This is a genomic window from Arthrobacter sp. ISL-85 (assembly GCF_018613675.1).
In the GTDB taxonomy this organism is placed as follows: domain Bacteria; phylum Actinomycetota; class Actinomycetes; order Actinomycetales; family Micrococcaceae; genus Arthrobacter.
In genome coordinates this window covers 42,088-68,024 of the sequence record NZ_JAGGPQ010000012.1, presented here as the reverse complement: position 1 = coordinate 68,024, position 25,937 = coordinate 42,088, and the positions used below count along the sequence as shown (strand labels likewise).

General features: G+C 65.9%; 29 protein-coding genes and 3 tRNA genes. 15 read left to right on the top strand and 17 right to left on the bottom strand.

The features are described from left to right. Positions 1-28 precede the first annotated feature (28 nt). On the top strand, positions 29-883 hold the full coding sequence (nadE, locus tag J7I84_RS09930; RefSeq protein ID WP_214944016.1) for an ammonia-dependent NAD(+) synthetase: 855 nt from the start codon (positions 29-31) through the stop codon (positions 881-883). A gap of 103 nt (positions 884-986) precedes the next feature. Here the strand turns inward: nadE and J7I84_RS09925 are convergent, their stop codons facing one another. Next, positions 987-1,784: an IclR family transcriptional regulator gene (locus tag J7I84_RS09925; protein WP_214944217.1), complete on the bottom strand. Its 798-nt coding sequence runs from the start codon at positions 1,782-1,784 to the stop codon at positions 987-989. A 165-nt stretch (positions 1,785-1,949) separates the two neighbouring features. Here J7I84_RS09925 and J7I84_RS09920 point away from each other — a divergent pair, with 165 nt between their 5' ends. The 6 genes from J7I84_RS09920 (at position 1,950) to J7I84_RS09895 (ending at position 6,222) form a co-directional block, all read left to right on the top strand. After that, a complete protein-coding gene (locus tag J7I84_RS09920) occupies positions 1,950-2,678 on the top strand; it encodes a CoA transferase subunit A (RefSeq protein WP_214944014.1) in 729 nt (242 codons plus the stop codon). 29 nt (positions 2,679-2,707) lie between these two features. Beyond that, a complete protein-coding gene (locus J7I84_RS09915) occupies positions 2,708-3,379 on the top strand; it encodes a CoA transferase subunit B (protein ID WP_214944013.1) in 672 nt (223 codons plus the stop codon). Next, a complete protein-coding gene (locus tag J7I84_RS09910; RefSeq protein WP_214944011.1) occupies positions 3,376-4,560 on the top strand; it encodes an acetyl-CoA acetyltransferase in 1,185 nt (394 codons plus the stop codon). Before J7I84_RS09915 ends, J7I84_RS09910 begins: the two co-directional genes overlap by 4 nt. Before the next feature lie 147 nt (positions 4,561-4,707). Continuing rightward, positions 4,708-4,911, top strand: a complete 204-nt coding sequence (locus J7I84_RS09905; RefSeq protein WP_013599688.1) for a cold-shock protein — start codon at positions 4,708-4,710, stop codon at positions 4,909-4,911. 121 nt (positions 4,912-5,032) lie between these two features. Then, on the top strand, positions 5,033-5,368 hold the full coding sequence (locus J7I84_RS09900; protein WP_214944009.1) for a hypothetical protein: 336 nt from the start codon (positions 5,033-5,035) through the stop codon (positions 5,366-5,368). Between the two features lie 68 nt (positions 5,369-5,436). After that, a complete protein-coding gene (locus tag J7I84_RS09895; RefSeq protein WP_214944007.1) occupies positions 5,437-6,222 on the top strand; it encodes a MerR family transcriptional regulator in 786 nt (261 codons plus the stop codon). Positions 6,223-6,286: 64 nt separating this feature from the next. On the opposite strand, the gene J7I84_RS09890 is transcribed toward J7I84_RS09895, so the two are convergent. From J7I84_RS09890 to J7I84_RS09880, 3 genes are read right to left on the bottom strand one after another with little or no spacing between them, the layout of a single operon-like run. Further along, the gene (locus J7I84_RS09890; RefSeq protein WP_214944005.1) at positions 6,287-7,063 is read right to left on the bottom strand and encodes an enoyl-CoA hydratase; all 777 of its coding nucleotides are present in this window, start codon (positions 7,061-7,063) and stop codon (positions 6,287-6,289) included. Next, a complete protein-coding gene (gene mmsB, locus J7I84_RS09885; RefSeq protein WP_214944003.1) occupies positions 7,060-8,085 on the bottom strand; it encodes a 3-hydroxyisobutyrate dehydrogenase in 1,026 nt (341 codons plus the stop codon). The genes J7I84_RS09890 and mmsB overlap by 4 nt, the downstream gene beginning before the upstream one ends. Beyond that, positions 8,078-9,202 carry an enoyl-CoA hydratase/isomerase family protein gene (locus tag J7I84_RS09880; RefSeq protein WP_214944001.1) on the bottom strand — a complete coding sequence of 375 codons (1,125 nt, stop codon included), beginning with the start codon at positions 9,200-9,202 and terminating at the stop codon, positions 8,078-8,080. Before J7I84_RS09880 ends, mmsB begins: the two co-directional genes overlap by 8 nt. A 160-nt stretch (positions 9,203-9,362) precedes the next feature. On the opposite strand from J7I84_RS09880, the gene J7I84_RS09875 reads away from it, so the two are divergent. Beyond that, the gene (locus J7I84_RS09875; RefSeq protein ID WP_214943999.1) at positions 9,363-10,169 is read left to right on the top strand and encodes an exodeoxyribonuclease III; all 807 of its coding nucleotides are present in this window, start codon (positions 9,363-9,365) and stop codon (positions 10,167-10,169) included. A gap of 34 nt (positions 10,170-10,203) precedes the next feature. Next, positions 10,204-11,094: a hypothetical protein gene (locus tag J7I84_RS09870; protein ID WP_214943997.1), complete on the top strand. Its 891-nt coding sequence runs from the start codon at positions 10,204-10,206 to the stop codon at positions 11,092-11,094. Between the two features lie 23 nt (positions 11,095-11,117). Here the strand turns inward: J7I84_RS09870 and J7I84_RS09865 are convergent, their stop codons facing one another. The 5 genes from J7I84_RS09865 to J7I84_RS09845 form a co-directional block, all read right to left on the bottom strand. Then, complete coding sequence (locus J7I84_RS09865) at positions 11,118-12,170, bottom strand: LacI family DNA-binding transcriptional regulator (protein WP_214943995.1); 1,053 nt, start codon at positions 12,168-12,170, stop codon at positions 11,118-11,120. Positions 12,171-12,314: 144 nt separating this feature from the next. Further along, the gene (locus tag J7I84_RS09860; protein WP_214943993.1) at positions 12,315-12,563 is read right to left on the bottom strand and encodes a hypothetical protein; all 249 of its coding nucleotides are present in this window, start codon (positions 12,561-12,563) and stop codon (positions 12,315-12,317) included. After that, positions 12,560-13,459: a carbohydrate ABC transporter permease gene (locus tag J7I84_RS09855; RefSeq protein WP_214943991.1), complete on the bottom strand. Its 900-nt coding sequence runs from the start codon at positions 13,457-13,459 to the stop codon at positions 12,560-12,562. The genes J7I84_RS09860 and J7I84_RS09855 overlap by 4 nt, the downstream gene beginning before the upstream one ends. Next, positions 13,456-14,493, bottom strand: coding sequence for a carbohydrate ABC transporter permease (locus J7I84_RS09850; RefSeq protein ID WP_214943989.1), 1,038 nt, complete (start codon positions 14,491-14,493; stop codon positions 13,456-13,458). Before J7I84_RS09850 ends, J7I84_RS09855 begins: the two co-directional genes overlap by 4 nt. A gap of 7 nt (positions 14,494-14,500) precedes the next feature. Beyond that, positions 14,501-15,790, bottom strand: coding sequence for an ABC transporter substrate-binding protein (locus J7I84_RS09845; RefSeq protein WP_214943987.1), 1,290 nt, complete (start codon positions 15,788-15,790; stop codon positions 14,501-14,503). A gap of 140 nt (positions 15,791-15,930) precedes the next feature. Here J7I84_RS09845 and J7I84_RS09840 point away from each other — a divergent pair, with 140 nt between their 5' ends. Next, the gene (locus J7I84_RS09840) at positions 15,931-17,751 is read left to right on the top strand and encodes a glycoside hydrolase family 13 protein (protein ID WP_214943985.1); all 1,821 of its coding nucleotides are present in this window, start codon (positions 15,931-15,933) and stop codon (positions 17,749-17,751) included. A gap of 35 nt (positions 17,752-17,786) precedes the next feature. Here the strand turns inward: J7I84_RS09840 and J7I84_RS09835 are convergent, their stop codons facing one another. The 8 genes from J7I84_RS09835 to J7I84_RS09800 all read right to left on the bottom strand — a co-directional run bounded on the left by J7I84_RS09835 (position 17,787) and on the right by J7I84_RS09800 (position 20,522). Continuing rightward, on the bottom strand, positions 17,787-18,398 hold the full coding sequence (locus J7I84_RS09835; RefSeq protein ID WP_214943983.1) for a hypothetical protein: 612 nt from the start codon (positions 18,396-18,398) through the stop codon (positions 17,787-17,789). Then, positions 18,395-19,033, bottom strand: a complete 639-nt coding sequence (locus J7I84_RS09830) for a hypothetical protein (RefSeq protein ID WP_214943980.1) — start codon at positions 19,031-19,033, stop codon at positions 18,395-18,397. The genes J7I84_RS09835 and J7I84_RS09830 overlap by 4 nt, the downstream gene beginning before the upstream one ends. Next, positions 19,030-19,410, bottom strand: coding sequence for a hypothetical protein (locus J7I84_RS09825; protein WP_214943978.1), 381 nt, complete (start codon positions 19,408-19,410; stop codon positions 19,030-19,032). Before J7I84_RS09825 ends, J7I84_RS09830 begins: the two co-directional genes overlap by 4 nt. After that, positions 19,407-19,598, bottom strand: a complete 192-nt coding sequence (locus J7I84_RS09820) for a hypothetical protein (RefSeq protein WP_214943976.1) — start codon at positions 19,596-19,598, stop codon at positions 19,407-19,409. The genes J7I84_RS09825 and J7I84_RS09820 overlap by 4 nt, the downstream gene beginning before the upstream one ends. Next, a complete protein-coding gene (locus J7I84_RS09815; RefSeq protein WP_214943974.1) occupies positions 19,595-20,044 on the bottom strand; it encodes an Asp23/Gls24 family envelope stress response protein in 450 nt (149 codons plus the stop codon). The genes J7I84_RS09820 and J7I84_RS09815 overlap by 4 nt, the downstream gene beginning before the upstream one ends. A 117-nt stretch (positions 20,045-20,161) precedes the next feature. Continuing rightward, positions 20,162-20,237, bottom strand: a tRNA-Phe gene (locus J7I84_RS09810). 48 nt (positions 20,238-20,285) lie between these two features. Next, positions 20,286-20,359, bottom strand: a tRNA-Asp gene (locus J7I84_RS09805). 90 nt (positions 20,360-20,449) lie between these two features. Then, positions 20,450-20,522 (bottom strand) — tRNA-Glu (locus J7I84_RS09800). A gap of 164 nt (positions 20,523-20,686) precedes the next feature. Here J7I84_RS09800 and J7I84_RS09795 point away from each other — a divergent pair. From J7I84_RS09795 to J7I84_RS09775, 5 genes are all read left to right on the top strand, one after another. After that, positions 20,687-21,703, top strand: coding sequence for a PHP domain-containing protein (locus J7I84_RS09795; protein WP_214943972.1), 1,017 nt, complete (start codon positions 20,687-20,689; stop codon positions 21,701-21,703). A 130-nt stretch (positions 21,704-21,833) separates the two neighbouring features. Further along, the gene (locus J7I84_RS09790) at positions 21,834-22,814 is read left to right on the top strand and encodes a DMT family transporter (RefSeq protein ID WP_285291212.1); all 981 of its coding nucleotides are present in this window, start codon (positions 21,834-21,836) and stop codon (positions 22,812-22,814) included. Between the two features lie 9 nt (positions 22,815-22,823). Continuing rightward, positions 22,824-23,252 carry a metallopeptidase family protein gene (locus J7I84_RS09785; RefSeq protein WP_214943971.1) on the top strand — a complete coding sequence of 143 codons (429 nt, stop codon included), beginning with the start codon at positions 22,824-22,826 and terminating at the stop codon, positions 23,250-23,252. A gap of 9 nt (positions 23,253-23,261) precedes the next feature. Next, on the top strand, positions 23,262-24,176 hold the full coding sequence (locus J7I84_RS09780) for a cation diffusion facilitator family transporter (protein WP_214943969.1): 915 nt from the start codon (positions 23,262-23,264) through the stop codon (positions 24,174-24,176). Between the two features lie 185 nt (positions 24,177-24,361). Beyond that, the gene (locus J7I84_RS09775; protein ID WP_214943967.1) at positions 24,362-25,909 is read left to right on the top strand and encodes a C40 family peptidase; all 1,548 of its coding nucleotides are present in this window, start codon (positions 24,362-24,364) and stop codon (positions 25,907-25,909) included. Positions 25,910-25,937: the final 28 nt, after the last annotated feature.

Below are 25,937 nucleotides of genomic sequence, written 5' to 3'. Positions count from 1 at the left end.
GTTGACAGTGCTGGCTAGGCTGGACAACATGCGCGAACTCCAGGCCAAGATCATTGAAGAAATGGGCGTTCAGCCCCGGATCGATCCCGCGGGGGAGGTGCGCAAGCGCGTCACATTCCTCAAGGACTATTTGAAGGCCACCCACACCAAAGGCTTTGTCCTGGGCATCTCCGGCGGACTGGATTCCTCGCTCGCCGGAAAGCTTGCCCAGTTGGCGGTTGATGAGCTTGAGGCCGAAGGCGTAGAGGCCAACTTCGTTGCCGTCCGGCTGCCCTACGGTGTGCAGCACGATGAGGAAGACGCCCAGGCCGCCCTGGACTTCATCAAGGCCAAGACGGAATGGACGTTCAACATTTCGGCGGCGGTGGACGGTTTTGAGGACGAGTTCGAGAAGACCGCGGGGTCGGAGATCTCCGACTTCCACAAGGGCAACACCAAAGCCCGCACCCGGATGATCGCGCAGTATGCGCTGGCGGGCGAGTTCAACTACCTGGTGCTCGGCACCGACCACGGCGCGGAATCCGTCACCGGCTTCTTCACCAAGTACGGCGACGGCGGGGCGGACATCCTCCCCCTCTTCGGCCTCAACAAGCGGCAGAACCGGGCCCTCTTGGCTGAGCTTGGAGCGCCGGCGCGCGTTTGGGAGAAGGTGCCCACCGCTGACCTTCTCGATGACCGGCCGGGCCGCACGGACGAGGACGAGCTGGGCCTCAGCTACGACCAGATCGACGATTACCTTGAGGGCCGTGACGTTCCGGACGAGGTCGCAGAATCGATCGAACAGAAGTACCTGCGGACCCGCCACAAGCGCACCGTGCCAGTGACCATCTTTGACACCTGGTGGAAAGGCGAAGGTCCCGTGGAGCCCCGCGCCGGACTGTAGTCACCCCGGGCACTAAACTGCCCCACCTTTGGGGCGTACGACGGCGGGCCGCACCCGAAAGCGCGGCCCGCCGTCGTCATGTCCCGGCAAAGCCACGGAAGACTTAGCGGGTCCGTCGCCCGCCGTCGGCACCGCCGCCCAGCTGCTGCGTAATCCGGTGGGCCTCCGCCATCAGCAGGCCGCCGAGTTCCTCCTGCCGCTCGCGTTTGAACCGCGGTTCGATGCCGGTCAGCGACAACGCCCAGGCGGGGCGTCCTGAACGGTCAAACACTGCGGCGCCCATCCCCCAGCTTCCCTCCAGCACCAACCCGGGGTTCACTGAGTAGCCGGCGAACCGTGTCCGCGCCAGGTTCTTCCGGACCAGGTCAACAGTGTGGTTCGCGGCGAAGGCACCGGCGTGCTCGGGCCACCGGGCCAACAATTCCTCCTGCTCGCTCCTGGGAAGGAAGGCAAGGATGGCCGTCCCGGCCGACGCGACGCCCAGCGGAAACCGGACGCCCTCGTGCAGGACAAAGGACCGGACAGGGAAGCTGCCCTCCTCACGCAGCAGGCAAACCGTCTCGGCGCCGCGGCGGATGGAGAAGAAGGCGCTCTCCCCCGTCGCCTGGGCAAGCCGGCGCAGGCTGGGGCGGGCGATGTCCTCCATAGGAAACCGGGCAGAGGCCACCGATCCCATCAGCAGGATTTCCGGACCCAGGACCCAATTGCCCGTGGCGGGATCGTGGTCCAGCAAACCTTCCGCGGCAAGCGATGTCAGGAGCCGGTGGACCGTGGGCCGGGTGAGGCCTGATTCCCGGACCAGAACTGCGGGCGGCATCCCCTCGGCGCTCCGGCCCACCAGCCGCAGCAGCCCCGCGATCCTGGCCACCACTTGGGCGCCCTGTACCGGCGTCGACGCCATCATTTCTCCTGTGTCCACAATATGGATGCTTTTCGCACTACTGTCCATACTGTAAGGCACGTGCCAGTGATTCTTGACACGTTCTGCCGCACGCCCGTAGTGTCCAAACCCAGACCCCAGGCGTCCACTAAGTGGACGGACCACCATGCTCAACGAGGAGACGACATGAAGAAACTCCAGGCTTCTGCGGCCACAGCCCTGGACGGGGTCCTGCAGGACGGCATTACCCTCGCCGTGGGCGGGTTTGGTTTGAGCGGCATCCCGGCCGACCTGATCGAAGCCGTCCGTGATTCCGGTGTGCGGGACCTCACGGTGGTGTCCAACAACATGGGCGTGGACGGCAAGGGGCTGGGCATCCTCATCGAAGCAGGCCAGGTGCGCAAGGTGATTGCCTCCTACGTCGGCGAAAACAAGCTGTTCGCTGAGCAGTACCTCGCCGGCAAGCTCGAGGTGGAGTTCACACCGCAGGGCACCCTCGCCGAGCGGCTGCGCGCCGGCGGTGCCGGTATCCCGGCCTTCTACACCAAGACCGGCGTGGGCACGCTGGTTGCCGAAGGCAAGCCGCACGAGGTGTTCGACGGCGAAACGTACGTCCGGGAGCGCGCCATCCGGGCCGACGTCGCACTGGTCCATGCCCACACCGCGGACACGGACGGCAACCTCATCTACCGCTACACCGCCCGGAACTTTAACCCTGTGGTGGCCACGGCCGGGATCCTCACCGTCGCCGAGGCCGAAGTGATCGTGGAGCCCGGCCAGCTGGACCCCAACCACATCGTCACCCCCGGCGTCTTTGTCCAGCGCCTGGTCCAGGCAACGGACCGGGTGAAGGACATCGAGCAGCGGACCGTCCGGCAGCGTGCCGGAGCAGACATGGCAGCGCTGGCTGTCTAACCCTCGCCACTTTTCGAAGGAGAACCCCCATGGGATGGACCAGGGATGAAATGGCTGCGATCGCGGCCGAGGAACTGAATGACGGCGACTACGTGAACCTGGGGATCGGCATCCCCACCCTGGTGGCCAACAACCTGCCTGAGGGCGTGCGGGTTGTCCTGCAAAGCGAGAACGGGCTGTTGGGCATGGGCCCGTTCCCTTACGAGGGCGAGGAGGACGCGGACCTGATCAACGCCGGCAAGCAGACCGTCACGGTACTGCCGGGCGGGAGCATCTTCGATTCCGCTACGTCCTTTGGCATGATCCGCGGCGGACACGTCAAAGTGGCAATCCTGGGCGCCATGCAGGTCTCCGGCAACGGCGACCTGGCCAACTGGACCATCCCGGGCAAGATGGTGAAGGGCATGGGCGGCGCCATGGACCTGGTCGCGGGAACGCCGCGCGTGGTGGTCCTCACCGAGCACAACGCCAAGGACGGCACCGCCAAGATCGTGCGCGAATGCACGTTGCCGCTGACCGGCCTCAGCTGCGTGGACCGGATCATCAGCGACCTCGCGGTCTTCGACCTTTATAAGACGGACGACGGCGGGCGGCTGCTCACGCTGACCCGGCTGGCACCAGGGGTTACTGAGGCGGAGATCTGGGAGAAGACCGACGCCGGCTTTGAGGTCCGGCTGGAGAACAAGGAAGTGGCGGCATGAGCCTGAAAGACCAGTTCGGCAAGGATGTCCTGCTCACCGGCTGGGGACACAGCCGCTTCGGCAAACTTGCCGACGAGACCTTGGAATCCCTGATCGTGGAGGTGGCTACCGAAGCGATCGGCAATGCGGGGATCGAGCCGGGGCAGATCGATGAGATCTACGTGGGGCAGTTCAATTCGGGCATGATGCCGCTGGCGTTCCCGTCCTCGCTGGCCCTTCAGGTCTCGCCGGAGCTGGCCAACGTTCCGTCCACCCGCGTGGAAAACGCCTGCGCCTCCGGCTCGGCAGCGTTCCAACAGGGCACCAAATCTCTGCTGGCCGGCACCGCCAGGACCGTCCTGGTGATCGGCGCCGAGAAGATGACCCATGCCGGCGCAGACATCGTGGGCGCGGCCCTGCTCGGCGCTGACTACGACATGGCCGGCAAGCCCTCCACCACCGGCTTCACGGGCCTCTTCGCCGAGGTCGCGAAGCACTACGAAAAGCGGTACGGGCCGGTCTCGGACGTGCTGGGCACCATCGCGGCCAAGAACCACCGCAACGGCGTGGACAACCCCTACGCCCAGCTCCGGAAGGACCTCGGCGAGGAGTTCTGCCGGACGGTCTCGGACAAAAACCCCATGGTGGCCGATCCCCTGCGGCGCACCGACTGCTCCCCCGTGTCCGACGGCGCGGCGGCCGTGGTGCTCAGCGTGGCTCCCACCGGCGGCGCCACCGCCCCGGTCCGGCTCGCGGGCTTTGGCCAGGCCAACGATTTTTTCCCCGCCGCGCGCCGGGACCCCACCGCTTTCGCCGCAACCCGCGCCTCCTGGGAGCGCGCCATGGCGATGGCCGGCGTCGGGCTGGAGGACCTGGACTTCGCCGAGGTGCATGACTGCTTCACCATCGCCGAACTGCTCATGTACGAGGCCATGGGCCTGGCCGAACCGGGCCAGGGTGCCCGCGCCGTGGCCGAAGGCTGGGTCTTCAAGGACGGCAAGCTGCCCATCAACGTCTCCGGCGGCCTCAAGGCCAAAGGCCACCCGGTAGGCGCCACAGGCGTCTCACAGCACGTCATCGCCGCGATGCAGCTCACCGGAACCGCCGGCGACATGCAGCTCGCCACTGCCCGACGGGCCGCTGTGCAGAACATGGGCGGAGTGGGGATCGCCAACTACGTCAGCGTGCTTGAAGCCGTCTAAAGTCGCAGGTTCATGGTGCTTTTATCGCGCTTACCCTTGCACCCGGGCCCCGCGCCCCGTACGTTGGGGACTGTGGGGGACTAACTCCCGCACACTCCGGGAGCATTCCCGGGGGAGAGAATCAGAGTCACATGAAGGAATGCAGCCATGGCAACAGGCACAGTTAAATGGTTCAACGCCGAAAAGGGTTTTGGCTTCATTGCCCCCGATGACGGGTCCGCTGACGTATTCGCCCACTACTCGGCAATCGCCAGCAGCGGCTACCGCTCACTGGACGAGAACCAGAAGGTCGAATTCGATGTGACCCAGGGCCCCAAGGGCCCGCAGGCAGAGAACATCCGCCCGCTCTAGTCTTCGGCGGCCTCCGGCACCTGCCGGGACCCCATCCAGCGGCTCCTCCAACCCAGGTTGGAGGAGCCGCTGTTTTTACGTGGCCGCGGCGCTGGATGTGCGCATTTGGGATAATTGATTCATGACCGGACAGGACCAGGACAGGGATCCGTGGGAGGAGTTCGACTCCCTCGGTCCCGCCGCACCGGACCGGGTGCCCGGACAGCCAGGCGGGGAGCCGCATGGCTTTGGCTTCCGCACCGGGGTACGCAGCGCCAGGGTCGCCATCGGTTTCGCCGTCTACGCCCTGGCGCTGGGAACCATCCTGGCCCTGACCGGATGCATCTTCTTCATCAGCAGGCAGCAGTGGCTGCTGATGGGCCTCATGCTGCTCATCGAGGCCATCTTTGTCTTCGCCTTCACGCGGCTGGTGGCCCAGGCCAGGCACCGGACGCCCCGCGACCGGCGGACCGGGTGACACCGCGGCGCTCCTGCCGTTGACCTTGACCTTGACCTTGACGCAGCGTCAACCCCTAGGCTCAGAGCATGAATGATTTCCCCGGCACCGGCGGGAGGGACTGGTCCATCCAGGATGTGGCCAGGATCGCCGGCATCACCAGCCGCACGCTCCGGCACTACGACGACATCGGCCTGTTAAAGCCCAGCCGGGTGGGCCACAACGGCTACCGCTATTACGACGGCGCCGCGCTCCTCCAGCTGCAGCGCATCCTTTTGCTGCGGGAACTGGGCCTTGGCCTGCCGGCCATCGCGGAGGTCTTCCACCGCCAGGCGGATCCCGTGGCGGCGCTCAGCCGCCATCTCGACTGGCTCGGCCAGGAGCAGCAACGGCTTGCGCGGCAGGCCGAGTCGGTCCGGCAAACAATCGAAACAGTAGAGGCAGGAGGCCAGCTGATGGCAGAGGACATGTTCGAGGGCTTCGACCACACCCAATACAAGGATGAGGTTGAGGAACGCTGGGGCAAGGATGCCTACGCCACGTCCGACTCGTGGTGGCGCGGCATGTCGGCGGCGGAAAAGCGGGGGTGGAAGTCCAGAGCGGAGAATCTTGGCCGGGACTGGACCGCGGCCGCGGGTTCCGGAGTTGCTGCAGACGGGCCGGAAGCCCAGGAACTGGCAGCGCGGCACGTGGCGTGGCTGAAGTCCATCCCCGGAACACCTGCGGCCGAAGGCGGCGGGAATATCCGGGGCTACGTTACCGGACTGGCGGACATGTACGTGGAAGACCCACGCTTCGCGGCCAATTACGGCGGGGCGGAAGGGGCCCGCTTCGTCCGGGCCGCGCTGCACAGCTTCGCGGAGAAGCAACTCTAGGGCGCAAGGCCGGCAGCAGGCGGCCCCAGAGCCCGCCGTCAGGGAAACCAGGCTGCTCCCCGGGTCAGCGGTGTTTGAATTCGGGCTGGCGCTTCTCGGTGAACGCCGCCATGCCTTCCTTCTGGTCCTCCGTGGCGAACAGGGAATGGAAGAGCCGACGTTCGAACACCACTCCCTGGGCCAGTCCGGTTTCGAAAGCAGCATTCACGGCCTCCTTCGCCGCCATCGCCGCAGGCTTCGACTTTTCGGCGATCACGCCGGCCACCTTGACTGCCTCGGACACCACATCTTCCGCCGGAACCACCCGGGACACCAGCCCGCACCTGTCCGCCTCCTCCGCGGCGATGAACCTGCCGGTGAGGATCATGTCCATGGCCTTGGCCTTGCCCACAGCCCGGGTGAGGCGCTGCGATCCGCCCATCCCGGGGAGCACGCCAAGGTTGATTTCCGGTTGCCCGAACTTGGCGTTGTCCCCGGCGATGATCAGGTCGCACATCATGGCCAGTTCGCAGCCGCCGCCCAGGGCAAAGCCGGATACCGCCGCGATGGTGGGGATCCGCAGGCGCGTGAAATCTTCCCAGCCGCGGAACCAGTCTGCCGTGTACATGTCCATGTAGCCCTGGTCCGCCATCTCCTTGATGTCGGCTCCGGCGGCGAAGGCCTTGCCGGAGCCGGTGATCACTACCGCGCCCACGCCGGGATCGGAATCCATGGCGGTCACGGCGGCCACCAGCTCTTCCATGGTGGCCTTGTTCAGCGCGTTCAGTGCCGAGGGCCTGTTGAGGGTCACCAGCCCTACCCTGCCCTGCTGCTCCACCAGGATGTTGGCGTACTCCGTCATTCGGGACTCCCGTCGTCGTGTGCTGTTGTGGCTGGGCGCCGGCCGGGCAACTCCGTGCCGGCTGCCTCCGCTGCATGCCCGTCTGCGGCCTGCCGCTCGGATGCGCTGCGGATGTCGGTGATGATGGCGGAGAAGTCGCGGCCCGCGCCGCCTTCCGCGGCAAACGTATCGTAGATCCGTGCGGCGAGCGCTCCCATCCGTCCCGCCACCCCGGTACTGTCCAGCGCGTTGACGGCGAGGTTGAGGTCCTTGGCCATGAGGGTCGAGTCAAAGCCCGGCTGGTAATCCCTGTTGGCGGGGCTGGTGGGAACCGGCCCGGGCACCGGGCAATTGGTGGTCAGCGCCCAGCACTGCCCTGACGCGGCGGATGCGACGTCGAACAGTGCCTGGTGGGTCAGGCCCAGCTTCTCACCAAGGACGAAGGCCTCACTGACCGCGATCATGGAGACGCCCAGGACGAGGTTGTTGCAGATTTTGGCGGCCTGGCCGGCACCGTGGTCGCCGCAGTGCACGACGCGCCTGCCCATGACCTCCAGGAGCGGCCGCACTGCCTCGAAGTCCGTCCCGTCGCCGCCGGCCATGAAGGTGAGGGTGCCTGCCTCGGCTCCGACCACACCGCCGGAAACGGGTGCGTCGACGGAACGGTGGCCGGCTTCGATGGCCAGGCGGGCGGCTTCCCGGGCCTCGTCAACGTTGATGGTGGAGCAGTCAAGGAACATGGTTCCGTTCGGGGCCGCAGCCAACAGCCCGGGTTCCCCCGGCCGTCCAGGATGTCCAGCGCCGCCCCGGTAGGCCTCCAGGACGTGCCGGCCGCTGGGGAACATGGTCAGCACCACGTCGGCGCCGGCCACGGCGTCGGCCGCGCTGGCCGCCACCGGCACACGCTGTGCCCGGGCTGCTTCCCGGGCTGCGGGCACTACGTCGAAGCCGGTCACCGCATATCCGGCACGGACCAGGTTCAGGGCCATGGGACCGCCCATGTGTCCAAGGCCCAGAAAGGCCACGCGGCTCGTTTCAGGCATGGCGCGCCTCCGTCATTTCCGGGTTGGGTCCAAGTTTCAGGTCCAGTTCGCCGCCGTCCAGCGGCTCGAAAAACCTGTCCACCTGGGCGGGCAGCACCTCGGCCAGCGTTGCCGGCTTCCACTGCGGGTTCCTGTCCTTGTCCACTACCTGGGCGCGGATACCTTCCCGGAAATCAGGGCCGGCCAGGAAACGGATTCCTGCCCGGTATTCCTGGGCCAGGGCCTCGTCAAGGGTCAGGTTTGCAGCCCGGCGCAGGGACGCCAGGGTGACTTTGACCGAGGTGGGCGACTTGGCTTCCATCGTGTTGGCGGCGTCAAGGGCATCTTCCTGCCCGGGCCCGGTCCAGGCCCGGAGACGGGTGATGATTTCCGCGGCGTCGTCGGAGTCGTAGCAGGCATCGATCCAGTCCCGCTGCCCGGACAGTGCCGAGGCCGGGGGCTGCGCAGCGTAACGGGCGACGGCGGCTTCCGGGCTTTCATCTTCCAGTGCCGCCACCAGCCGGGGCAGCGCGTCCGACGGGACGAAGTGGTCGGCAAGGCCCAGGAACAAGGCGTCCCCCGCGTCCAGGTGTGCCCCCGTCAGGGCCGCGTGGGTTCCCGTTTGGCCTGGGGCGTGGGACAGCAGGAAAGTCCCGCCGACGTCGGGTGCGAAACCAATGGTGGTTTCGGGCATCCCCATCCTGGTCCGCTCGGTGACCACACGGACACTCCCGTGCGCTGAGATGCCCACCCCGCCGCCAAGGACCAGCCCGTCCATGAGGGCAACGTACGGCTTGGGGTAGCGGGCAATCAGCGAGTTCACGCGGTATTCGACCTGCCAGAAATCGGCGGTCCGGTTTCCGCCATGCAGCATGTCCCGGTAGATGGCCACGATGTCTCCGCCCGCGCACAGGCCCCTTTCCCCGGCGCCCTGCACCAGGACGGAGGCCACGCCGTCGTCCTCTGCCCACGTGGTGAGCTGCCGCAGGAACAGGTCCACCATTCCCTCGGTGAGCGCGTTGACCGCCTGCGGCCGGTTGAGGGTGATGACGCCGAGCCGGCCGCGGCGCTCGAAGAGTACTTCCGCGGTTTGGTCTCCTGCTCTGCTGTCCGTGATGTTGCCCGTGGCTGCGGTCATCGGCTGGTGCTCCTTCACATGGCGACCGGATCTGTGATCCAGGTCATTCTGGTGCGAATATACCCGCCGTGTGCTGCCCGGGACCAACGGTCCCGGCCGGCGGGGCCGGGTCCTGCACGGGCTTTACCCGCCGCGCGGCCGCCAAGGTAAGTTAGGAACCGTGAAGATAGCTACCTGGAATGTGAATTCGCTCCGTGCCCGTGCCGACCGCGTTGAAGCCTGGCTCCAGCGCAGCGACTGCGACGTCCTGGCCATCCAGGAGACCAAGTGCAAGGACGACAACTTCCCGTGGGAGCTCTTTGAACGGATGGGCTACGAGGTGGCCCACTTCGGCGTGAACCAGTGGAACGGCGTTGCGATTGCCTCCCGTGTGGGGCTGGCGGACGTGGAGCGCACTTTCCTGGACCAGCCTGCGTTTGGCAAGGCCGGCAAGGATCCGGTCCAGGAGGCCCGGGCCATGGCTGCCACCTGCGGCGGCGTCCGCGTCTGGAGCCTTTACGTCCCCAACGGCCGCTCGCTGGACGACGAGCACATGCCGTACAAGCTCAAGTGGCTGGAAAGCCTCAAGACGCACGCCCAGGCCCTGGTCACGGATAACCCGCAGGCGCAGGTGGCCCTCATGGGCGACTGGAACATCGCACCATTCGACGACGACGTCTGGGACATCGACCTGTTCATCGCCAACCGGGCCACGCACGTCAGCCCGCCAGAGCGGGAAGCGTTCCATGCGTTCGAAGCAGCGGGCTACACCGACGTAGTACGCCCCTACACCCCCGGCCCCGGCGTCTACACCTACTGGGACTACACCCAGCTGCGGTTCCCCAAGAAGGAAGGCATGCGGATCGATTTCGTCCTGGCCTCCCCGGCCCTGGCTGCGCGCGTCACCGGCGCCTCGATCGACCGCGAGGAACGCAAGGGCAAGGGCGCCTCTGACCATGCTCCCGTGCTGGTGGAACTGGCGGACTGATGACTGCGCCCTGGACCCAGCCAAGGAGACCGTGATGACGGGCAACCTCTACCGGGGCCAGGCCGGCCTGCCTTTTTCCTCCACCCTGCGCGTCTACGAGCCCCTGGAAGCCTTCCCGGAGGAACAGCGTCCAGCCATTCAAGCCGCGGGTGCACATGCCGTCTCGCGTGCCGCCGTCGAAAACGCCGAACTGCTGGCCTCGCTGGGACGGATCACGCGGTCCGGGGGCGACCCGTTCCCCACGGGACGCACCGATCTGGTGCGCGTCACCGCGGTGCCGGCGCCGGAAGGCGGAGCGTCCGACGCCGGTGCTGACGCCGGCACGGAGCCCGTCCTCCTGTACTGCCCCAGCCAGCTTGTCCTGCGCGCCGGGCTGGCAGCCAACGCCTTGATGGAGGGAATCCACGGCCCGCTGGCCGAGCTGCTGATCCCGGAGGAACAACGGGACCGGCACCAGGAGCGGATTGATCTGGTGAAGGCACGGGACGGATCCACCCGCGTGCACACGCGGGCGTCCACCTGGGGCATCCCGTTCAGTTGGTTTTCGCTGTTCATGGAGTCCGACCGCAAGGATGTGGTGGAGGCCGCCGGGCGTATCCTCACCGTGCGCGTGTGGACACCCATCACCGATGCCCTGGAGCGCGCCCGCTACGCGGTGGCCAACCTGGCCCTCGCCGCCCCCGACCTGGATATGCTTGACGACCTGGCGCAGCTGACGGAATGGCTTGAGCTGTTCCACGTGAATTCCATGGTGGAGCTGGACTATGGTGCCGTAGCGGACAAGGTATACCCGGACGAGTCCCCCATGGACATCAGGCTGGGCATCGAATGCCTGGCGGAGGGTGACATGACCGGCGCTGCGGCCGCCTACCGGCGGCTGGCATCACGCTGGATTCCCATCCGGCAATTGGCCCGCGCGTCGTAGTTGCCTCCGGCTCCCGGGCTGCTTCAGGTTTGGGGCGGCGCTGTGGTGCGCCGGACAATCAGTTCGTGGGGCGCCACGGTGGAGCGGACAGCTCCCTCCTCGCCGTCCAGTTCATCCAACAGCATCTTGGTAGCCAGTTCGGCCTGCTCGTCCGGCCGCTGCCCCACCGTTGTCAGGCCCATGGCGTCCGCGAAGTCGTGGTTGTCGATGCCTACCACGGAAAGTTCGCCCGGAACGCTGACGCCCGCCCGGTTAGCCTCGAAAATGACACCCATGGCCATTTCGTCAGAGGCGCAAAAGATGGCCGTGGGCTTCTGGCCGGGCCGGGACCACAGACGGCGGAAGGCTTCCTGGCCGCTGTGGACCGTAAAGTCGCCCCATTCGTCCCACTCCGGCCGGGTGGACAGGCCGGCGGCGGCCATGACGTCCTTGAACGCCAGGATTCGCACGCGGGGGACATCGAAGTTCAGGTCAGTCTCGTCGTCGCCGTGCAGGAGGGCGATGTCCCGGTGGCCCAGGTCAATCAGGTGCCGGACCGCGGTGGACGCCGCAGCGTAGTCGTCGATGCCAATGTAGGGACATTCCTCGACATGGCCTCCCACTACTACCAACGGGATGTCGATCTTCTGGAGGTGCTCGATCTCTTCGTGGCTGAGCGCCATACACAGGACCAGCAGGGCGTCGATCTGTTTGTAGACCATGGTTTTGCTGAACAGCCGCTCACGGTTGCTGCCGTGGCCACCAAGGTTGAAGAGGGAGAGGTTGTAGTGCCGGGCGTGCAGCTCGCGGTCGGCACCTTCGATGGCTTTGGAGAAGAACCATCGGCTGACGAAGGGTGCCAGGACGCCGATGGTCTTGGTCCGTCCCGTGGCCAGGCCGGAGGCGGAGGAGGACGCCACGTAGCCCAGGTTTCCTGCCACCTCCAGGATCTTCTCCCTGGTGGCCGGCGAAACCCTGGGCAGTCCCCTCACGGCGCGGGAGACGGTGGCTGTTGAGACTCCGGCGGCCGCTGCCACGTCCTCGATGCTGACGCCGTTATGGCCGCCCCGCTGGGATCTTTCCGTTGTCCGTGCCACCGTGTCCCCTTTTGACTCCCTCTCGGCGTAGGGCCGGCTGGCCCTGCGTTTATCCGGCCCTGTATTTTTCCACTTCGCGCACCGGCAGCGACAACCCGGGCGGTAACAACTGCAGCCGGGACGTTGCCGATGCCGCCCGGGCTTCTACTTGCGGGCTGGAAGTTTCCGGCGCAGCCGCACCATGCCGTACAGGGCCAGCAGCGTTGCCAGCAGGCCCAGCGCCCATCCAAGGGCAGGCTGGGCAGTGATTTCCATCCACACTGTGGCCACCAGGAGGACCAGCGCCCAGAACGCGAGGAAGCCAATGATCATGTCAAAGTCTTCGCCGGAGCGGACCAACCGGCTGCGGTTTCCCGCCCCCGGGGTGCGGGGGCGGGAACCGGTGTCCGTCACTTGACTGCACCTGCCGTGAGGCCGGCGACAATCTTGCGCTGGAAGACCAGCACCAGGATCACCAAGGGGATGGTGACGATGGTGCCCGCGGCCATAATGGCCGTGTATGGGATCTGGTTGGGCTGTGCACCGGCGAAGTTGGCGATGGCCACCGTCACCGGCTGGGTTGCGTCGCTGGACAGCTGGCTGGCAATCAGGAATTCATTCCACGAGGAAATAAACGCCAGGATTGCGGTGGTGAAGATTGCCGGTGCAGCAAGGGGCATGATGACCTTACGGAAGGCCTGTCCCTGGGTGCAGCCGTCCACGCGGGCTGATTCCTCTAGTTCCCAGGGCATTTCCCGGAAGAACGAGGTCATGGTGTAGACCGTCAACGGGAGCACGAAGGAAATGTTCGGAATAATCAGCGCCTGGTAGGTGCCCATCCAGCCGATGTTGGTGAACAGCTGGAACAACGGGGTGATGAGGGCAACGCCGGGGAACATGGAGGCCCCCAGGATGAAGCCGAGTACCAGGAACTTGCCCTTGAAGTTCAAGCGGGCAAGGGCGTAAGCGGCGAACACACCGATCAGCAGCGAAACGGCCGTGACCACCCCGCCGATGAACACGCTGTTCAGCAGCGCCTGGCCGAACCTGTTGCCGAAGGACGTATCAAAGGCGGTGGCGAAGTTGTCCAGCGTTATGTGCGTGGGCAGGATCGACGTGTCGTAGGTGAAGCCCACCTCGCGGAACGCGGTGACCACCATCCAGTAGGCCGGTGCCAGGCACCAGACGAGGACGACGGCGGCACTGATGTAAGTCCTCGCCTGCGCCCACTTTTCACGGTTCTGCGCGGCTTGGCGTCCCTTGTCCTGGCGCGCCCGCAGCGCAGTGGCGTCTGCTGTTGCCGTGGTCATTTCTTCCCCTTTCCTGTGGCGCCGCTCTGCTCAACCACGTTTGCCCCGAGGAAGCGGACAAAGATGAAGGCGACGAGGAAGATGATGATGAACGTGATGGTGGACAACGCGGCCGCAGCGTTGAAGCCCTGCCTGATCTGGTTAATCACCAGAATGGACAAGGTGGTGGTGTTGTTGGCACCGCCGGTGAGGATGTACGGCAGGTCGAACATGCGCAGTGCATCCAGGGTGCGGAACAGGATTGCCACCATGAGTGCCGGCTTTACCAGCGGCAGGGTGATGAGCCGGAACCGCTGCCAGGCGGACGCGCCGTCCACCTTGGCTGCTTCGTAGACTTCTGCCGGGATCATCTGCAGGCCCGCCAGGATCAGCAGCGCCATGAACGGCGTGGTCTTCCAGACGTCGGCGATGATCACGGCCCACTTGGCCGGCCACTCGCTGCCGGTCCACAGGATGCTGGTGTTGAACAGCTTGTTGGCGATTCCTTCGAAGGCGAAGATGAAGAACCAGAGCTTGGCCGTCACAGCGGTGGGGATGGCCCAGGGCACCAGCACGGCCGCGCGGACCAGGCTGCGGCCGCGGAACGTGCGTGCCATGATCATGGCCATCCAGAAGCCGAGGACTGTCTCCAGCGTCACCGTGACTACCGTGAAGAAGAACGTGGTAGCCGTGGCTGACCAGAACTGTCCTCCGAGGGTCCCCGGAGGACAGGCTACCGTGCCGCCACCGGGAGCGGAGCACTGCTGGGCGAGCCAGTTGACGTAGTTTGAGATGCCGGCGGGACCGCCGGCGGTGAACAATCCGGTTGCTGCGTCGAGGCCGGCATCCTTCTGGAAGGACATCACGATCGCGCTGATGATGGGGTACACAATCACCACTGCCAGGGCGATGATCGTCGGAGCGAGCAGCCAGGAGGCCCAGCGCCCCTGGCTTGCGATCCTGTTGTCCTCCCCTACGCCCTTGGGCCCGCGATGGACGGGGGTACCGCCCGACGCCGGTGCTTTGACCGGCGTCGGGCCTAGTTCGGTTGCCATGGCAGAACTACGATCCCGCACCGGCGGATTCGATGGATTTCTGCATGTCAGAAAGTGCGGTGTCCACTGACTTTTCTCCCTTGATAGCGGAGTAGGCGTTCTCCTGGATCGCCTTGGTGACAGCCGGGTAGAAAGGCGTTACCGGACGCGGCACGGCGTTCTGGATGGACGTCTTCAGGACCGGCAGGTAGGGCAGCTTGGCAACGAGTTCCTGGTCGTCATACAGCGAGCCAAGAACCGGAGCCAGGGAACCCTGGGTAGCGTAGAACTTCTCGGTTTCTGCCGACGTCATGAACTTCATGAAGTCGAGCGCGGTGGCCTTGTTCTTGGAGTACACGCTGGTGGCGAGGTTGTGGCCACCAAGCGAGGACGCACCCGGGCCGCTCTTGCCCGGCAGGGCAGCGAGGCCGGTCTTGTCCTTGACAGCAGAGGAACCTTCAGTGGTGATCAGGTTGAAGGCGTACGGCCAGTTGCGGAGGAAGAGGAGCTTGCCGCTTTGGAATGCCTGCCGGCTGTCCTCTTCCTTGTAGGTGATGGCTTCCTTGGGGATGTTGCCATCAGCGTAGGCCTTGGCCAGGTTACCCAGGCCGGCCTTGGCCTCGGGGGTGTTCAGGTCGGGCTTTCCATCCTTGTTAAGGACAGAGCCGCCCGCGGAGTTGATGGCCTCGGAGGCGTTCACGGTGAGGCCCTCATACTTGCTGAACTGCCCCGCGTAGCAACCAATGTTGTTGGCTGTGGCGATGGAGCACATGCTCATCATCTCGTCCCAGGTCTTGGGCGGATTGGGCACCAGGTCCTTACGGTAGTAGAGGATGCCGCCGTCGGAGGTCTGCGGTGCCGCGTAAAGCGTGCCCTTGTACGTGGCGCTGTCCACGGTGGGCTTCAGCATGGCGCTGGTGTCGATCGCCATCTTGTCCTTCAACGGCTGCAGCCAGCCCTTGGCCGCAAATTCGGCGGTCCAGACGACGTCCACATCCACGACGTCGTAATCGGGCTGCTTGGCCTGGAAGTGCTGGACGAGGTCATCGTGCTGCTGGTCCGCCTGGTCGGTCTGTTCCTTGAAGGTGACCTTTTCGTTCGGGTGGGCGGCATTCCACTTGTCAACCAACGGGCGGACAACGTTGCTGTTGTCCTTGCCCTGTACGTACGTGATGGGGCCGCGGCCGTCGAGGTTGGCGTCAGCGTCGCTGCCTCCGCCGCCCGTGGTGCCTCCTCCACCTCCGCCGCCGCAGGCGGACAACGTAAGGGCCAGAATGCCGGCAGTAGCTGCCGGAAGCAGGAATCTCGGGGTTTTCATTAGCTTGAAGCTCCTCGCTGAGTGACAAGTAAGTCGACAGTGCGCTTGCTAGGTGAGGTTGATGTGGTGACCATCACACTAGTAAGGTTGCTGCTTGCAATGCAAGCGTTTACATCAAAAAGTTATCAGAGGGGAACCAAATGTCCGAGCCGTCCGTTCCCGCGCCGCGTCCAGCCTCCTCTGCATGGTGGGCCGATGCTGTGGTTTACCAGATCTACCCCCGGTCCTTTGCAGACGGCAACGGTGACGGAATGGGAGACCTCCGCGGAGTGACCGCCAAGCTTCCGTACCTTGAGGCCCTTGGAGTGGACGCCATCTGGCTGTCACCCTTCTACAAGTCGCCGCAGGCAGACGGTGGGTACGACGTGGCGGACTACCGCCAGGTGGACCCCCTCTTCGGTTCCCTGGCGGATTTCGACGCCTTGTTGCTGGAAGCCCATCGCCGCGGCTTGAAGGTCATCGTGGACCTGGTTCCCAACCACACCTCGGACGAACATGTGTGGTTCCGGGAGGCCCTCGCGGCAGCACCGGGAAGCCCCCAGCGGGACCGGTACATCTTCAGGGACGGCAAGGACGAGGTGCCGGGATCCGGTGACGGCAGGCGGGCTCCCAACAACTGGAAGTCAGTGTTCGGCGGGCCGGCCTGGAGCCGGGTAACTGAAGCCGACGGATCACCGGGCCAGTGGTACCTGCACCTCTTCGACACCAGGCAGCCCGACCTTAACTGGGACAATGCGGAAGTGCAGGAGGAGATGCGTTCCGTGCTGCGGTTCTGGCTGGACCGCGGCGCAGACGGCTTCCGGGTGGACGTTGCGCACGGCCTGGTGAAAGAGGCAGGACTTCCGGACTGGGACGGCGTTGCGGCCATGGTTCAAGGGACCCCCGCTCCCCATGGGGAGAGCCACCTGCCCGGCGATGCTCCCCATGCCCACAGCGATGCAGAAGAACCCCACAGGGCCGTGTCTCCCATGTATCCGCCATCGCCCTTCTTCGACCAGGACGGGGTCCACGCCATCTACCGCGACTGGAACCGCGTTCTGGGGGAATACGGCGGGGACCGCATGATGGTGGCCGAGGCCTGGGTGGAACCTGCTGAGCGCCTGGCCCGCTATGTCCGGCCCGATGAAATGCAGCAGGCCTTCAATTTCGATTTCCTGCTGGCGGGGTGGGATGCCGAGCGCATGGCGGACGCCATCGACGCTTCACTGGCGGCGGCGGCATCAGTGGGAGCGCCCTGTACTTGGGTGCTCAGCAACCACGACACGGTGCGGCATGCCACCCGGTTTGGGCTCAAGGATCCCACCACGTTCCCGAAGGGCATTGGCGCCGCCGACGAACAGCCCGATCCAGCCCTGGGGCTGGCCCGCGCGCGTGCCGCAACGCTGGTTGCACTGGCACTCCCTGGCTCCGCTTACCTGTACCAGGGCGAGGAACTGGGACTTCCTGAGCACACCACACTCCCCGACCCAGCACGGCAGGACCCTACGTTCTTCCGGACCCGTGGTGCAGAAATTGGCCGCGACGGCTGCCGGGTCCCGCTGCCATGGGCGGCGGACCAGCCCGGCTTCGGGTTCTCCCAGGCCCCCTCCGGCCAGGCGTCCGGCCAGGCGTCGGGGCCGTGGCTTCCCCAGCCGGAAAGCTTCGGCCCCTTGGCCGCGGACCAGCAGGACGGTGAGGAGGGCTCAACCCTTGAGCTGTACCGGGCGGCCCTCGCCTTCAGGTCTGCCCAGGACATGGGCAGCGGCGGCGTGGAATGGACCGAGGAACACTCGCCGGACACCGGGCTGCTGGCGTTCCGGAACGGAAACGTTGTGGTCTTGTCCAACATGGGCTTCGCTTCCGCCCCGGTGCCCGACGGCTACGCAGTAGTGCTGTCCAGTGGCCCCGAACCAGCCGAAGAGTGGACCACCATGCGGGAAGTTCCCGTGGACACCACCGTGTACCTAATGGGCGGCCGGTAGCCGCAGCGGCCTGGGCTGCCTGCGCACAACGCAGTTCAGCGGACGCGCTCAGCCCGGCTGAAGCGCGTCCGTGCCCCGGCCCCGACGTGGATGAGGACGGGAATCTCCTTGCCCACAACGGATTCCAGGGCATCAACCAGCCCGGAGACCTCGGCTGCGAGCAGGTGCGGAGCCACCCCTTGGCGCGGCAGGAGCCGGACCTTCAACGCCGGTGATCCTTTGACGTCATAGGTGGTGACGGTGGCACCGGCAAGGTCCGGCCGGCCCTCAAGGGCATGCCGCAGGGCCTGCTCTGCTACTCCGCCGCCGATCCGGACGTCACCGGGGATTTCGCCGGGATCGTATTCCGCGGCCAGCAGGTTTGACCGGCCCTTGCCCTGCTGGGCGATCCAGGCAACCATGAGCCCCATCAGGGCCAGCAGCGTCAGCGCCACCACGATCCACAACCAGCTTTCCGGCCGGCCCGGGAACCGGGTGGAGTCAAACACCTGGTTGATGCCACCCCAGGCCCCGGAGGACCATGAATGCCACCAGGAGCCCACCGGAGGAACGGTTGCCAGCAGCACCAGGAGGAGCCCGACCCCCAGCAGGATCAGCCCCAGCACGGCGAGCAGGATCCGATTGAGCAGTGCCGGGGTACTGTTCATGCTCCGATCACCCCCGACGGAGTCACGTTGACCCGCGGAACCGGTGCAGGCTCCAGCAGCATGTGATCCAACTCGTCGCGCACGGCGTCCAGGACCCTGCCCTGGTCCACGGGAATACCGGATGTGGGCCGCACATTTACCAGCACCTGCTGCTGGGAAACCACCACCATGACCTGTTCAGGCGTGACGTTGGCGGCCAGCCGCGCGCGGCGTGCCAGGGAGGATGCGATGACCTCGTCATCCACCACTACGGCCGGGAGTCCCTCTCCAGGTGCGCCCGCAAGCAGATGGCGCGCACGCTTCCCAGGGAGTATCCCATTGAGCAGGAAGATCAGCCCCAGCATGGCCAGCACGGCGCCGACTGCGCCGAGCAGCAGCGGGGAGATACCGGCTGGAAGGTCCACCATGCGCTGGGCCGCCACCTGCGGCTCGATCAGCCATGCCGGCTGCCCCACGGCGTGCACCCCGGATTCAAGGACGCCGTAGCCGGCCAGCACCAGGACCAGGGCGGCGGCGGCAACCGACACGACGGCCCTGGAGGAATGGGTTTCGCGGTATACCACCCTGCGCATGTCCGGGCCGTCGCTTCTCCGGGATCCTTTGTTGGCCCGGCGGCTCTCCACGCTGCTGCTCACCGTACCCGCCCTCCTGTACTGATCCTTGCCCCGCTGACGCGGATGTCCACCCGGCTTAACTGTGAACCGCTCAGTTCCGAGACCTGTGCCAGGATGCTTTCTTTGGCCCGTACGGTGCGGTCCCAGATGGATCCGCCGGCTGCGCCGACCTTGGCCGGGTCCAGCGCCACGGACTGCAAAGGCGGGATGCTGATGGGGCTGACGAGGGACAAAGCCAGCAGGCCGTCGTCGTCCGTCCAGTCCGCCCGCACGTCCTGTGCCTCGACGCCCAGCGCCTGCGCCGCAGCTGCCTTGGCAAGACTGGTTAAGGCTTGGGTGCTGATCCGGTTGTGGCCGCTGAGCGCCTGCCCACGCACAACGGGCGCGGGCGAGCTCATGACGAAGAGCGTCGGCCGGTAATGGCGTCGAAAATGCCGCGCAGATCCAGCTTTCCTTCGGCTGCACGGCCCAGGAGCGCGCCGATGGCCATGAAGAGAAGGGAGACAAGGAAGCCCCAGAGGCCGAACTGCAGGGACATGAATGCCACGAACGCGCCCAGGGCCGTGCCTGCCACCGTGAGGTTCACAGCAGCGCCTCCCGTTCGGGAGCGCCCGGCGCGGTTGTCTTGACCGGCGGCGGCACGTAGACATCCGTGATCTCGACGTTTACCTCGATCACCTGCAACCCCACCAGTTCTTCAACTGCGCGGTAAACGGCAGCGCGGACGTGGTTGGCCAGCGCATGCAGGGGCGTTCCGTAGCTGGCCACCAGGGTGATATCCACAGCTACCTGTGTTTCGCCCACTTCGGCGTGGACGCCTGCGGCGTGATCGGAACTCCCGACGGCGTCGCGGATGGCGCCCAGGGCACGGGACGGGCCCGAACCCAGGGAGTAGACGCCGGGAACGGCCCGGGCGGCGATTCCGGCCACCTTTGCCACGGCAACCTCGGAAATTACGGTCCGGCCCGGACCAGGAGCCGGGCTGGCCGCAGGACGGCTTGGCACCACGGGCTGTTGGTTCTGGTATTCCATCAGGCACTCCCCCTTCTGTTGCTTCCACCCTATCCCCAGCCTGTGACACTGGGTTGGAAGAATGGTCCAAGGGTTAAAGCAGAAAAGCACCAGTTCCGAAGAACTGATGCTTCCCAGTGGTGGCTCCGACCGGCGTCGATCCGGTGACCTTTCGATTTTCAGTCGAACGCTCTACCAACTGAGCTACAGAGCCTAGGTGACTAGTCACCATGACAGCCGGAATTTCTTCCAACAATCAGAGCGACCCTGACGGGACTTGAACCCGCGACCTCCGCCGTGACAGGGCGGCGCGCTAACCAACTGCGCTACAGGGCCTTGCGTTTCTTGCTTTGCAGTATCGCTACCGCTTTTTTCAAGGCTTCAAGCCTACCAGACTTTTTCAGCCTGCTTGACCAGTTCCCTGCGTACCCCCAACGGGATTCGAACCCGTGCCGCCGCCGTGAAAGGGCGGTGTCCTAGGCCGCTAGACGATGGGGGCCAGAACCCGTTCGGAACAAAATAAAAGGCGTCAAGCGGGGCTTTCCGTCTTTGTCCTTTGCGTTTCTCCGAACTGGACTCTAAAACTATAGGGGCTATCCGGGAATATTCCAAAATCGTCGAAAAACCCCGCCGTTTGGCCGCCGGACGGGTAAAGATGGACGGATGGATGCCGTCGCAGCGCTCAATGAGATCGCTTTTTGGCTGGAGCGGGGACGCGCGGCCACGTTCAAGGTCCAGGCCTTCCGTAAGGCAGCCGCCGCCATCAGTCCGCTGGGGCCCGAGGAAGTGGCCGCGCGCGCCCGGACCGGGCGCCTCAAATCCATGAAGGGAATTGGCGACCGGACCTTTGCGGTCATCCGGCAGGCTGTGGAGGGCCAGGTCCCTGACTACCTGGCAGACCTCCGGGAGAAGGGCGCCCATCCGCTCGCCTCCGGCGGCCCGGACCTCCGGGAGGCGCTCAGGGGCGACCTGCACAGCCACAGCGAATGGTCCGACGGCGGTTCCCCCATTGAGCTCATGCTGGCGGCAGCGGAAGTGCTGGGCAGGGAGTACCTGGCCCTGACCGACCACTCCCCCAACCTCACCATCGCCAACGGACTGTCAGCCGGACGCCTGCGGGATCAGCTGGACGTGGTGGCAGGCATCAACAGCAACGGTGGCGGCACCAGGCTCTTGACCGGAATCGAAGTGGACATCCTGGAATCCGGCGAGCTGGACCAGGAACCAGGGCTGCTGGAGCGCCTTGACATCGTGGTGGCCAGCGTCCATTCGAAACTCCGCGCGGACCGGAAAACCATGACAACCAGGATGCTTGGGGGCGTCCGGGCTCCCCAGACCAACATCCTTGGCCACTGCACCGGGCGGCTGGTGGAGGGCTCGCGCGGCACCAGGCCGCCGTCGGAATTCGACGCCAAGGAGGTTTTCGCTGCCTGCGCGGAGCACAACGTTGCCGTGGAGATCAACTCCCGCCCCGAGCGGCAGGACCCGCCCGACGACCTGATCCAGCTGGCACTGGAGGCAGGATGCCTGTTCTCGATCGACAGCGACGCCCACGCGCCCGGGCAACTGGATTTCCTCCAGTACGGTGCCGAGCGGGCAGCCCGCAACAACGTGCCTCCCGAGCGGATCATCACCACCTGGCCCATGGACAAGCTGCTGGCCTGGGCCGGCAAAAAATAGGGTAGCCTCCCGCCAGGACAACGTCAGCCGGGTGCAGCGCCTCCGGCATGGCCCGCCGCGTCCTGGGCGAGGGCACCGCCGCGGCCGATTTCCGCCAGTCCGGCCCCTGCACCCGCCGTACATTTGTTTTATGCCTTCGACCAGTTCCGCCCGCCAGCCATTGACTCCCACCGCTACAGCAACTGCACCCGTGAAGGCGCTGGGCGTGGCGGCCATGGTGGTAACCGTGGTCCTGTGGGCCTCCGCGTTCGTCGGCATCCGGGCCATCGGCCCGCACTTCTCCCCCGGACCCCTGACGCTGGGCAGGCTGGCGGTTGCCGCCGTCGTCCTGGCCTTCCTGGTGGTACCGCAATTGTTCAGGAGCCGGGTGCTGCCCCAGGGGCGGGAATGGCTGCCCATCATTGCCTACGGCGTGATGTGGTTCGGCGGCTACAACGTTGCCCTCAACGCCGCCGAACACATCCTGGACGCCGGCACCAGTGCCCTGCTGATCAACGTAAACCCCATCCTGGTGGCTATCATGGCCGGCATCTTCCTCAAGGAGGGCTTCCCGCGCTGGCTGCTTATCGGCAGCACCGTGGCGTTCTCGGGCGTCGCCTTGATCGCCCTGGGTTCGGGGCAGCCCGATGCCTCCGGGGAACGTTCTACGGCGGACCTGGCAGGCGTGGCGCTGTGCCTCCTTGCGGCGGTGCTCGCCGCAGTCAGCGTCATCGTCCAGAAGCCAGTGGTGCGGAAATTCCCTGCGGCACAGGCAACGTGGTTCGGCATCGTGGTGGGTGCGCTGTGCTGCCTGCCTTTCGCCGGGCAACTGGCATCCGAAGTGCAGGCCGCCCCTCCGCAGGCCACGCTGGGGCTGGTGTACCTGGGCGTCTTCCCGACGGCCATCGCCTTCACCACCTGGGCCTATGCGTTGTCCCTGGTGGATGCCGGCAAGCTGGCTGCCACCACGTACCTGGTCCCCGGCACCACAGTCCTGATCTCCTGGCTGCTGCTGGGCGAGATCCCCGCCGCTTTGGGACTTGTGGGCGGGCTGGTGTGCCTGGTGGGAGTGGGGCTGACCCGGCGCAGGACCCGGGCGGACCGCATCCGGCAACAACGCTTTCCGCGCTAGAGTCTGGGCATGCCAGCCAATCTGCCGCCGGGCCTGCCGATCATTCCCGACGGCCCGCAGGGGCGTCCCGGTTTCACCATGTCCCCGGACGAGTTCGAGGCCGCTGTCCAGGACGCCCTGCACAGCATCCCGGACCGGCTGGCCCGCGCCATGGACAACGTGGCGGTGTTCGTCGAAGACGATTACGAGCCGGGGCCCGGGGAAGATCCGGAGACCGTGCTGCTGGGACTGTACGAAGGGGTCCCGCTGACGGAACGCGATTCATGGTGGGACGCCGGCTCCCTGCCGGACCGGATCACCATCTTCCGTGAACCCATCCTGGAGATCTGCGCCTCCCGGGAGGACGTGATCCATGAAGTGGCAGTCACCGTGGTGCACGAAATCGCCCACCACTTCGGCATTTCCGATGACCGGCTGCACGAGCTGGGCTGGGGCTAGCCTGTAAGCATGGGACACGACCACAGCCACGGGATCACCGCCACGCGGCGGCACCGGAAACGGCTCGTGGCCGTCCTGGGGGTGACCCTCTGCGTGGTGGTCATCCAGATCGTGGGAGCGGTGTTGTCCGGATCGCTGTCCCTGCTGGCGGATGCGGGGCACATGCTCTCCGATGCTGCCGGCGTCACCATCGCCCTGCTGGCCGCCTGGATCGCGGGGCGCCCGGCAAGCGACCAGCGGACGTACGGCTACCAGCGCGCAGAGGTGCTCGCTGCCCTCGCCAATGCGCTGATCCTGATCGTGATCTCGGTGGTGATCTTCACCGAAGCAATCCGCAGGTTCGGCGCACCGCCGGAAGTGCAGACGGGCATCATGCTGTTCGCCGCCAGCCTCGGCGCCGTGGCCAACCTTGTGTCGCTGCTGATCCTTCGCTCCGCACAGGAGGAGAGCCTGAACATCCGCGGCGCCTACCTGGAGGTCCTGGGTGACCTCCTGGGCTCGGTGGCCGTCATCATTGCCGCCGTGGTCATCATGCTCACCGGCTTCCAGGCAGCAGACACCATCGCATCCGTCCTCATCGTGCTGATGATCCTGCCGCGGGCCTGGAGCCTGCTGCACGATGTGGTGGATGTCCTGCTTGAGGCCAGCCCGAAAGGAGTGGAGGTGCAGATGATCCGCGAGCACATCCTCTCGGTGGCCGGTGTGACCGACGTCCATGACATCCACATCTGGACCATCACGTCCGGCGTACCAGTCTTCTCGGCCCATGTTGTGGTGGAGGACGGCGTGCTCAATGCGCGGGGCGCCGACCAGTTGCTGGACAAGCTCATCACCTGCCTGGGCTCGCACTTTGATACCACCCACTGCACCTTCCAACTGGAGCCCGCCAGCCACTCGGAGCACGAGGAACACCAACACGCCTGACACCGACACACCTCACCGGATCCCACAGCAAATGACACTGTTGTGGTCTATGTTATTGATGTGACTGCTGTTGCTTATGTGCAAATCGTCACGTAGCCTCGGAATGCTGGCGAGCAGCTGAGGGGCACCGTCGTGCCGCATCGAGAACCTCACTCCCAGCCTTACCCGTTGCGAGGTCTCTGCAGATGGCATTACCCGGATCCGGCCGCAGGACGGCCGTGCTGTGCGCCGCCGTCGTACTTTTTGCATCAGTGGCAACACCCGCACACGCAGTGCCGGCCCAACCCGCGCCCATGGCCCTTCCGGCATCGCCCGAAATTCCCTCGCCCGAAGATATCGCTGCGGCGAAAGCGAGTGAGGCCGCGACGGCGGACCAGGTCAGTGCGATCGAGCGTATCCTGGCGGACGCATCCACAGCGCAGCAGGCAGCGTTCGCCGTGGCCATGCAGGCCAACAACTCCTACAGCGAGGCGCTGGTGGAGCTGCAGCAGCGGACGGAAGCGGCATCAGTGGCCGGCGCCAAAGCCTCGTCCGCCCGGGAGCAGCAGGATAAGACCCGGAAGCAGGTAGGGCAGCTCGCCGGTGACCTGTACCGCAACGGCGGCCTGAACCCGACCCTCGGAACCCTGGCCAGCGGCAGCGAAAGCCTGCAGCAGGCCGCCACGCTCGAGGCCCTCTCCGCCAGCCGCAGCCGGGCCTTTGAAGCTGCGGACACCGCGGCCACCGCCTACCGTTCCCTGACCGCAGCCGCGGAAGATGCCACCAAGGCCGCTGATGACGCAGCGAAGACGGCCGAACAGCGGAAATCCCAGGCGGAACAGGCCAACGCGGCGCAGACCAAGGCCGTAGCCGACGCCAAGGCACAGCGGACTATCCTCGTGGACCAACTGGCGCAGCTCCGCAACACGACTGTGGCGCTCGAATCGGCCAGGGTGGATGCCCTTGACCGGCAGCGCGAAGAGGCACGTCTTGCAGCCCTGTCCGCCGCCGCCGACAAGGCGGCCCAGGACAAGGCGGCTCAGGATAAGGCAGCGCAGGACAACGCCGCCCAAAACCAGGCTCCCCAGAACCGACCTGCCCAAAATCAAGCTGCCGGACAAAACAACGCTGGACAAAACAGCGGCCAGGGGGCGGCCCCTGCGGCTCCCGCTCCTGCAGCGCCGGCCCCCGCGGCACCTGGAGCACCAGCGCCCGCACCAGCTCCAGCTCCCGCTGCTCCTGCTCCTCCGGCGCCGGCACCCGCACCGGCACCTGCACCCGCACCGGCACCCGCACCGGCACCTGCACCCGCACCGGCGCCTGCACCTGAACCCGCTCCTGCCCCTGCCCCCGCTCCGGCACCCGCGCCTCCCACCGGTTCAGGCACCTACGAGGCAGCCATCTCCGTCGCACTGGGAAAGGTTGGCGCACCGTACTACTACCAATGGGGCGGTACCGGGGTCTACGGTTTCGACTGCTCGGGGCTGGTGCAGAATGCCTTCGCCGCAGCCGGCATGTACCTGCCGCGCACCGCTTCCCAGCAGTATGCAGCCGCCCCGGTCCACGTTCCCATTTCGCAGGCCCGCCGTGGCGACCTGCTGGTATGGGGTTCCGCGCCGAACTTCTATCACGTGGCCATTTACCTGGGGAACGGCCAGGTGGTACAGGCCCTGAACCCGCAGGAAGGCATCACCGTTTCAACCATCAGCTCGATGGTGGGCATGGACCTGTACCCGTACGCGGCCCGCTACTGATCCTCAAGCGGAGCCTGCAGGAACTGAA

Coding starts and splice junctions, on each gene's coding strand:
- nadE (WP_214944016.1), top strand. CDS start 29: ATGCGCGAACTCCAGGCCAAGATCATTGAAGAAATGGGCGTTCAGCCC.
- J7I84_RS09925 (WP_214944217.1), bottom strand. CDS start 1,784: ATGGCGTCGACGCCGGTACAGGGCGCCCAAGTGGTGGCCAGGATCGCG.
- J7I84_RS09920 (WP_214944014.1), top strand. CDS start 1,950: ATGAAGAAACTCCAGGCTTCTGCGGCCACAGCCCTGGACGGGGTCCTG.
- J7I84_RS09915 (WP_214944013.1), top strand. CDS start 2,708: ATGGGATGGACCAGGGATGAAATGGCTGCGATCGCGGCCGAGGAACTG.
- J7I84_RS09910 (WP_214944011.1), top strand. CDS start 3,376: ATGAGCCTGAAAGACCAGTTCGGCAAGGATGTCCTGCTCACCGGCTGG.
- J7I84_RS09905 (WP_013599688.1), top strand. CDS start 4,708: ATGGCAACAGGCACAGTTAAATGGTTCAACGCCGAAAAGGGTTTTGGC.
- J7I84_RS09900 (WP_214944009.1), top strand. CDS start 5,033: ATGACCGGACAGGACCAGGACAGGGATCCGTGGGAGGAGTTCGACTCC.
- J7I84_RS09895 (WP_214944007.1), top strand. CDS start 5,437: ATGAATGATTTCCCCGGCACCGGCGGGAGGGACTGGTCCATCCAGGAT.
- J7I84_RS09890 (WP_214944005.1), bottom strand. CDS start 7,063: ATGACGGAGTACGCCAACATCCTGGTGGAGCAGCAGGGCAGGGTAGGG.
- mmsB (WP_214944003.1), bottom strand. CDS start 8,085: ATGCCTGAAACGAGCCGCGTGGCCTTTCTGGGCCTTGGACACATGGGC.
- J7I84_RS09880 (WP_214944001.1), bottom strand. CDS start 9,202: ATGACCGCAGCCACGGGCAACATCACGGACAGCAGAGCAGGAGACCAA.
- J7I84_RS09870 (WP_214943997.1), top strand. CDS start 10,204: ATGACGGGCAACCTCTACCGGGGCCAGGCCGGCCTGCCTTTTTCCTCC.
- J7I84_RS09855 (WP_214943991.1), bottom strand. CDS start 13,459: ATGACCACGGCAACAGCAGACGCCACTGCGCTGCGGGCGCGCCAGGAC.
- J7I84_RS09850 (WP_214943989.1), bottom strand. CDS start 14,493: ATGGCAACCGAACTAGGCCCGACGCCGGTCAAAGCACCGGCGTCGGGC.
- J7I84_RS09845 (WP_214943987.1), bottom strand. CDS start 15,790: ATGAAAACCCCGAGATTCCTGCTTCCGGCAGCTACTGCCGGCATTCTG.
- J7I84_RS09840 (WP_214943985.1), top strand. CDS start 15,931: ATGTCCGAGCCGTCCGTTCCCGCGCCGCGTCCAGCCTCCTCTGCATGG.
- J7I84_RS09835 (WP_214943983.1), bottom strand. CDS start 18,398: ATGAACAGTACCCCGGCACTGCTCAATCGGATCCTGCTCGCCGTGCTG.
- J7I84_RS09825 (WP_214943978.1), bottom strand. CDS start 19,410: ATGAGCTCGCCCGCGCCCGTTGTGCGTGGGCAGGCGCTCAGCGGCCAC.
- J7I84_RS09815 (WP_214943974.1), bottom strand. CDS start 20,044: ATGGAATACCAGAACCAACAGCCCGTGGTGCCAAGCCGTCCTGCGGCC.
- J7I84_RS09795 (WP_214943972.1), top strand. CDS start 20,687: ATGGATGCCGTCGCAGCGCTCAATGAGATCGCTTTTTGGCTGGAGCGG.
- J7I84_RS09790 (WP_285291212.1), top strand. CDS start 21,834: ATGCCTTCGACCAGTTCCGCCCGCCAGCCATTGACTCCCACCGCTACA.
- J7I84_RS09785 (WP_214943971.1), top strand. CDS start 22,824: ATGCCAGCCAATCTGCCGCCGGGCCTGCCGATCATTCCCGACGGCCCG.
- J7I84_RS09780 (WP_214943969.1), top strand. CDS start 23,262: ATGGGACACGACCACAGCCACGGGATCACCGCCACGCGGCGGCACCGG.
- J7I84_RS09775 (WP_214943967.1), top strand. CDS start 24,362: ATGGCATTACCCGGATCCGGCCGCAGGACGGCCGTGCTGTGCGCCGCC.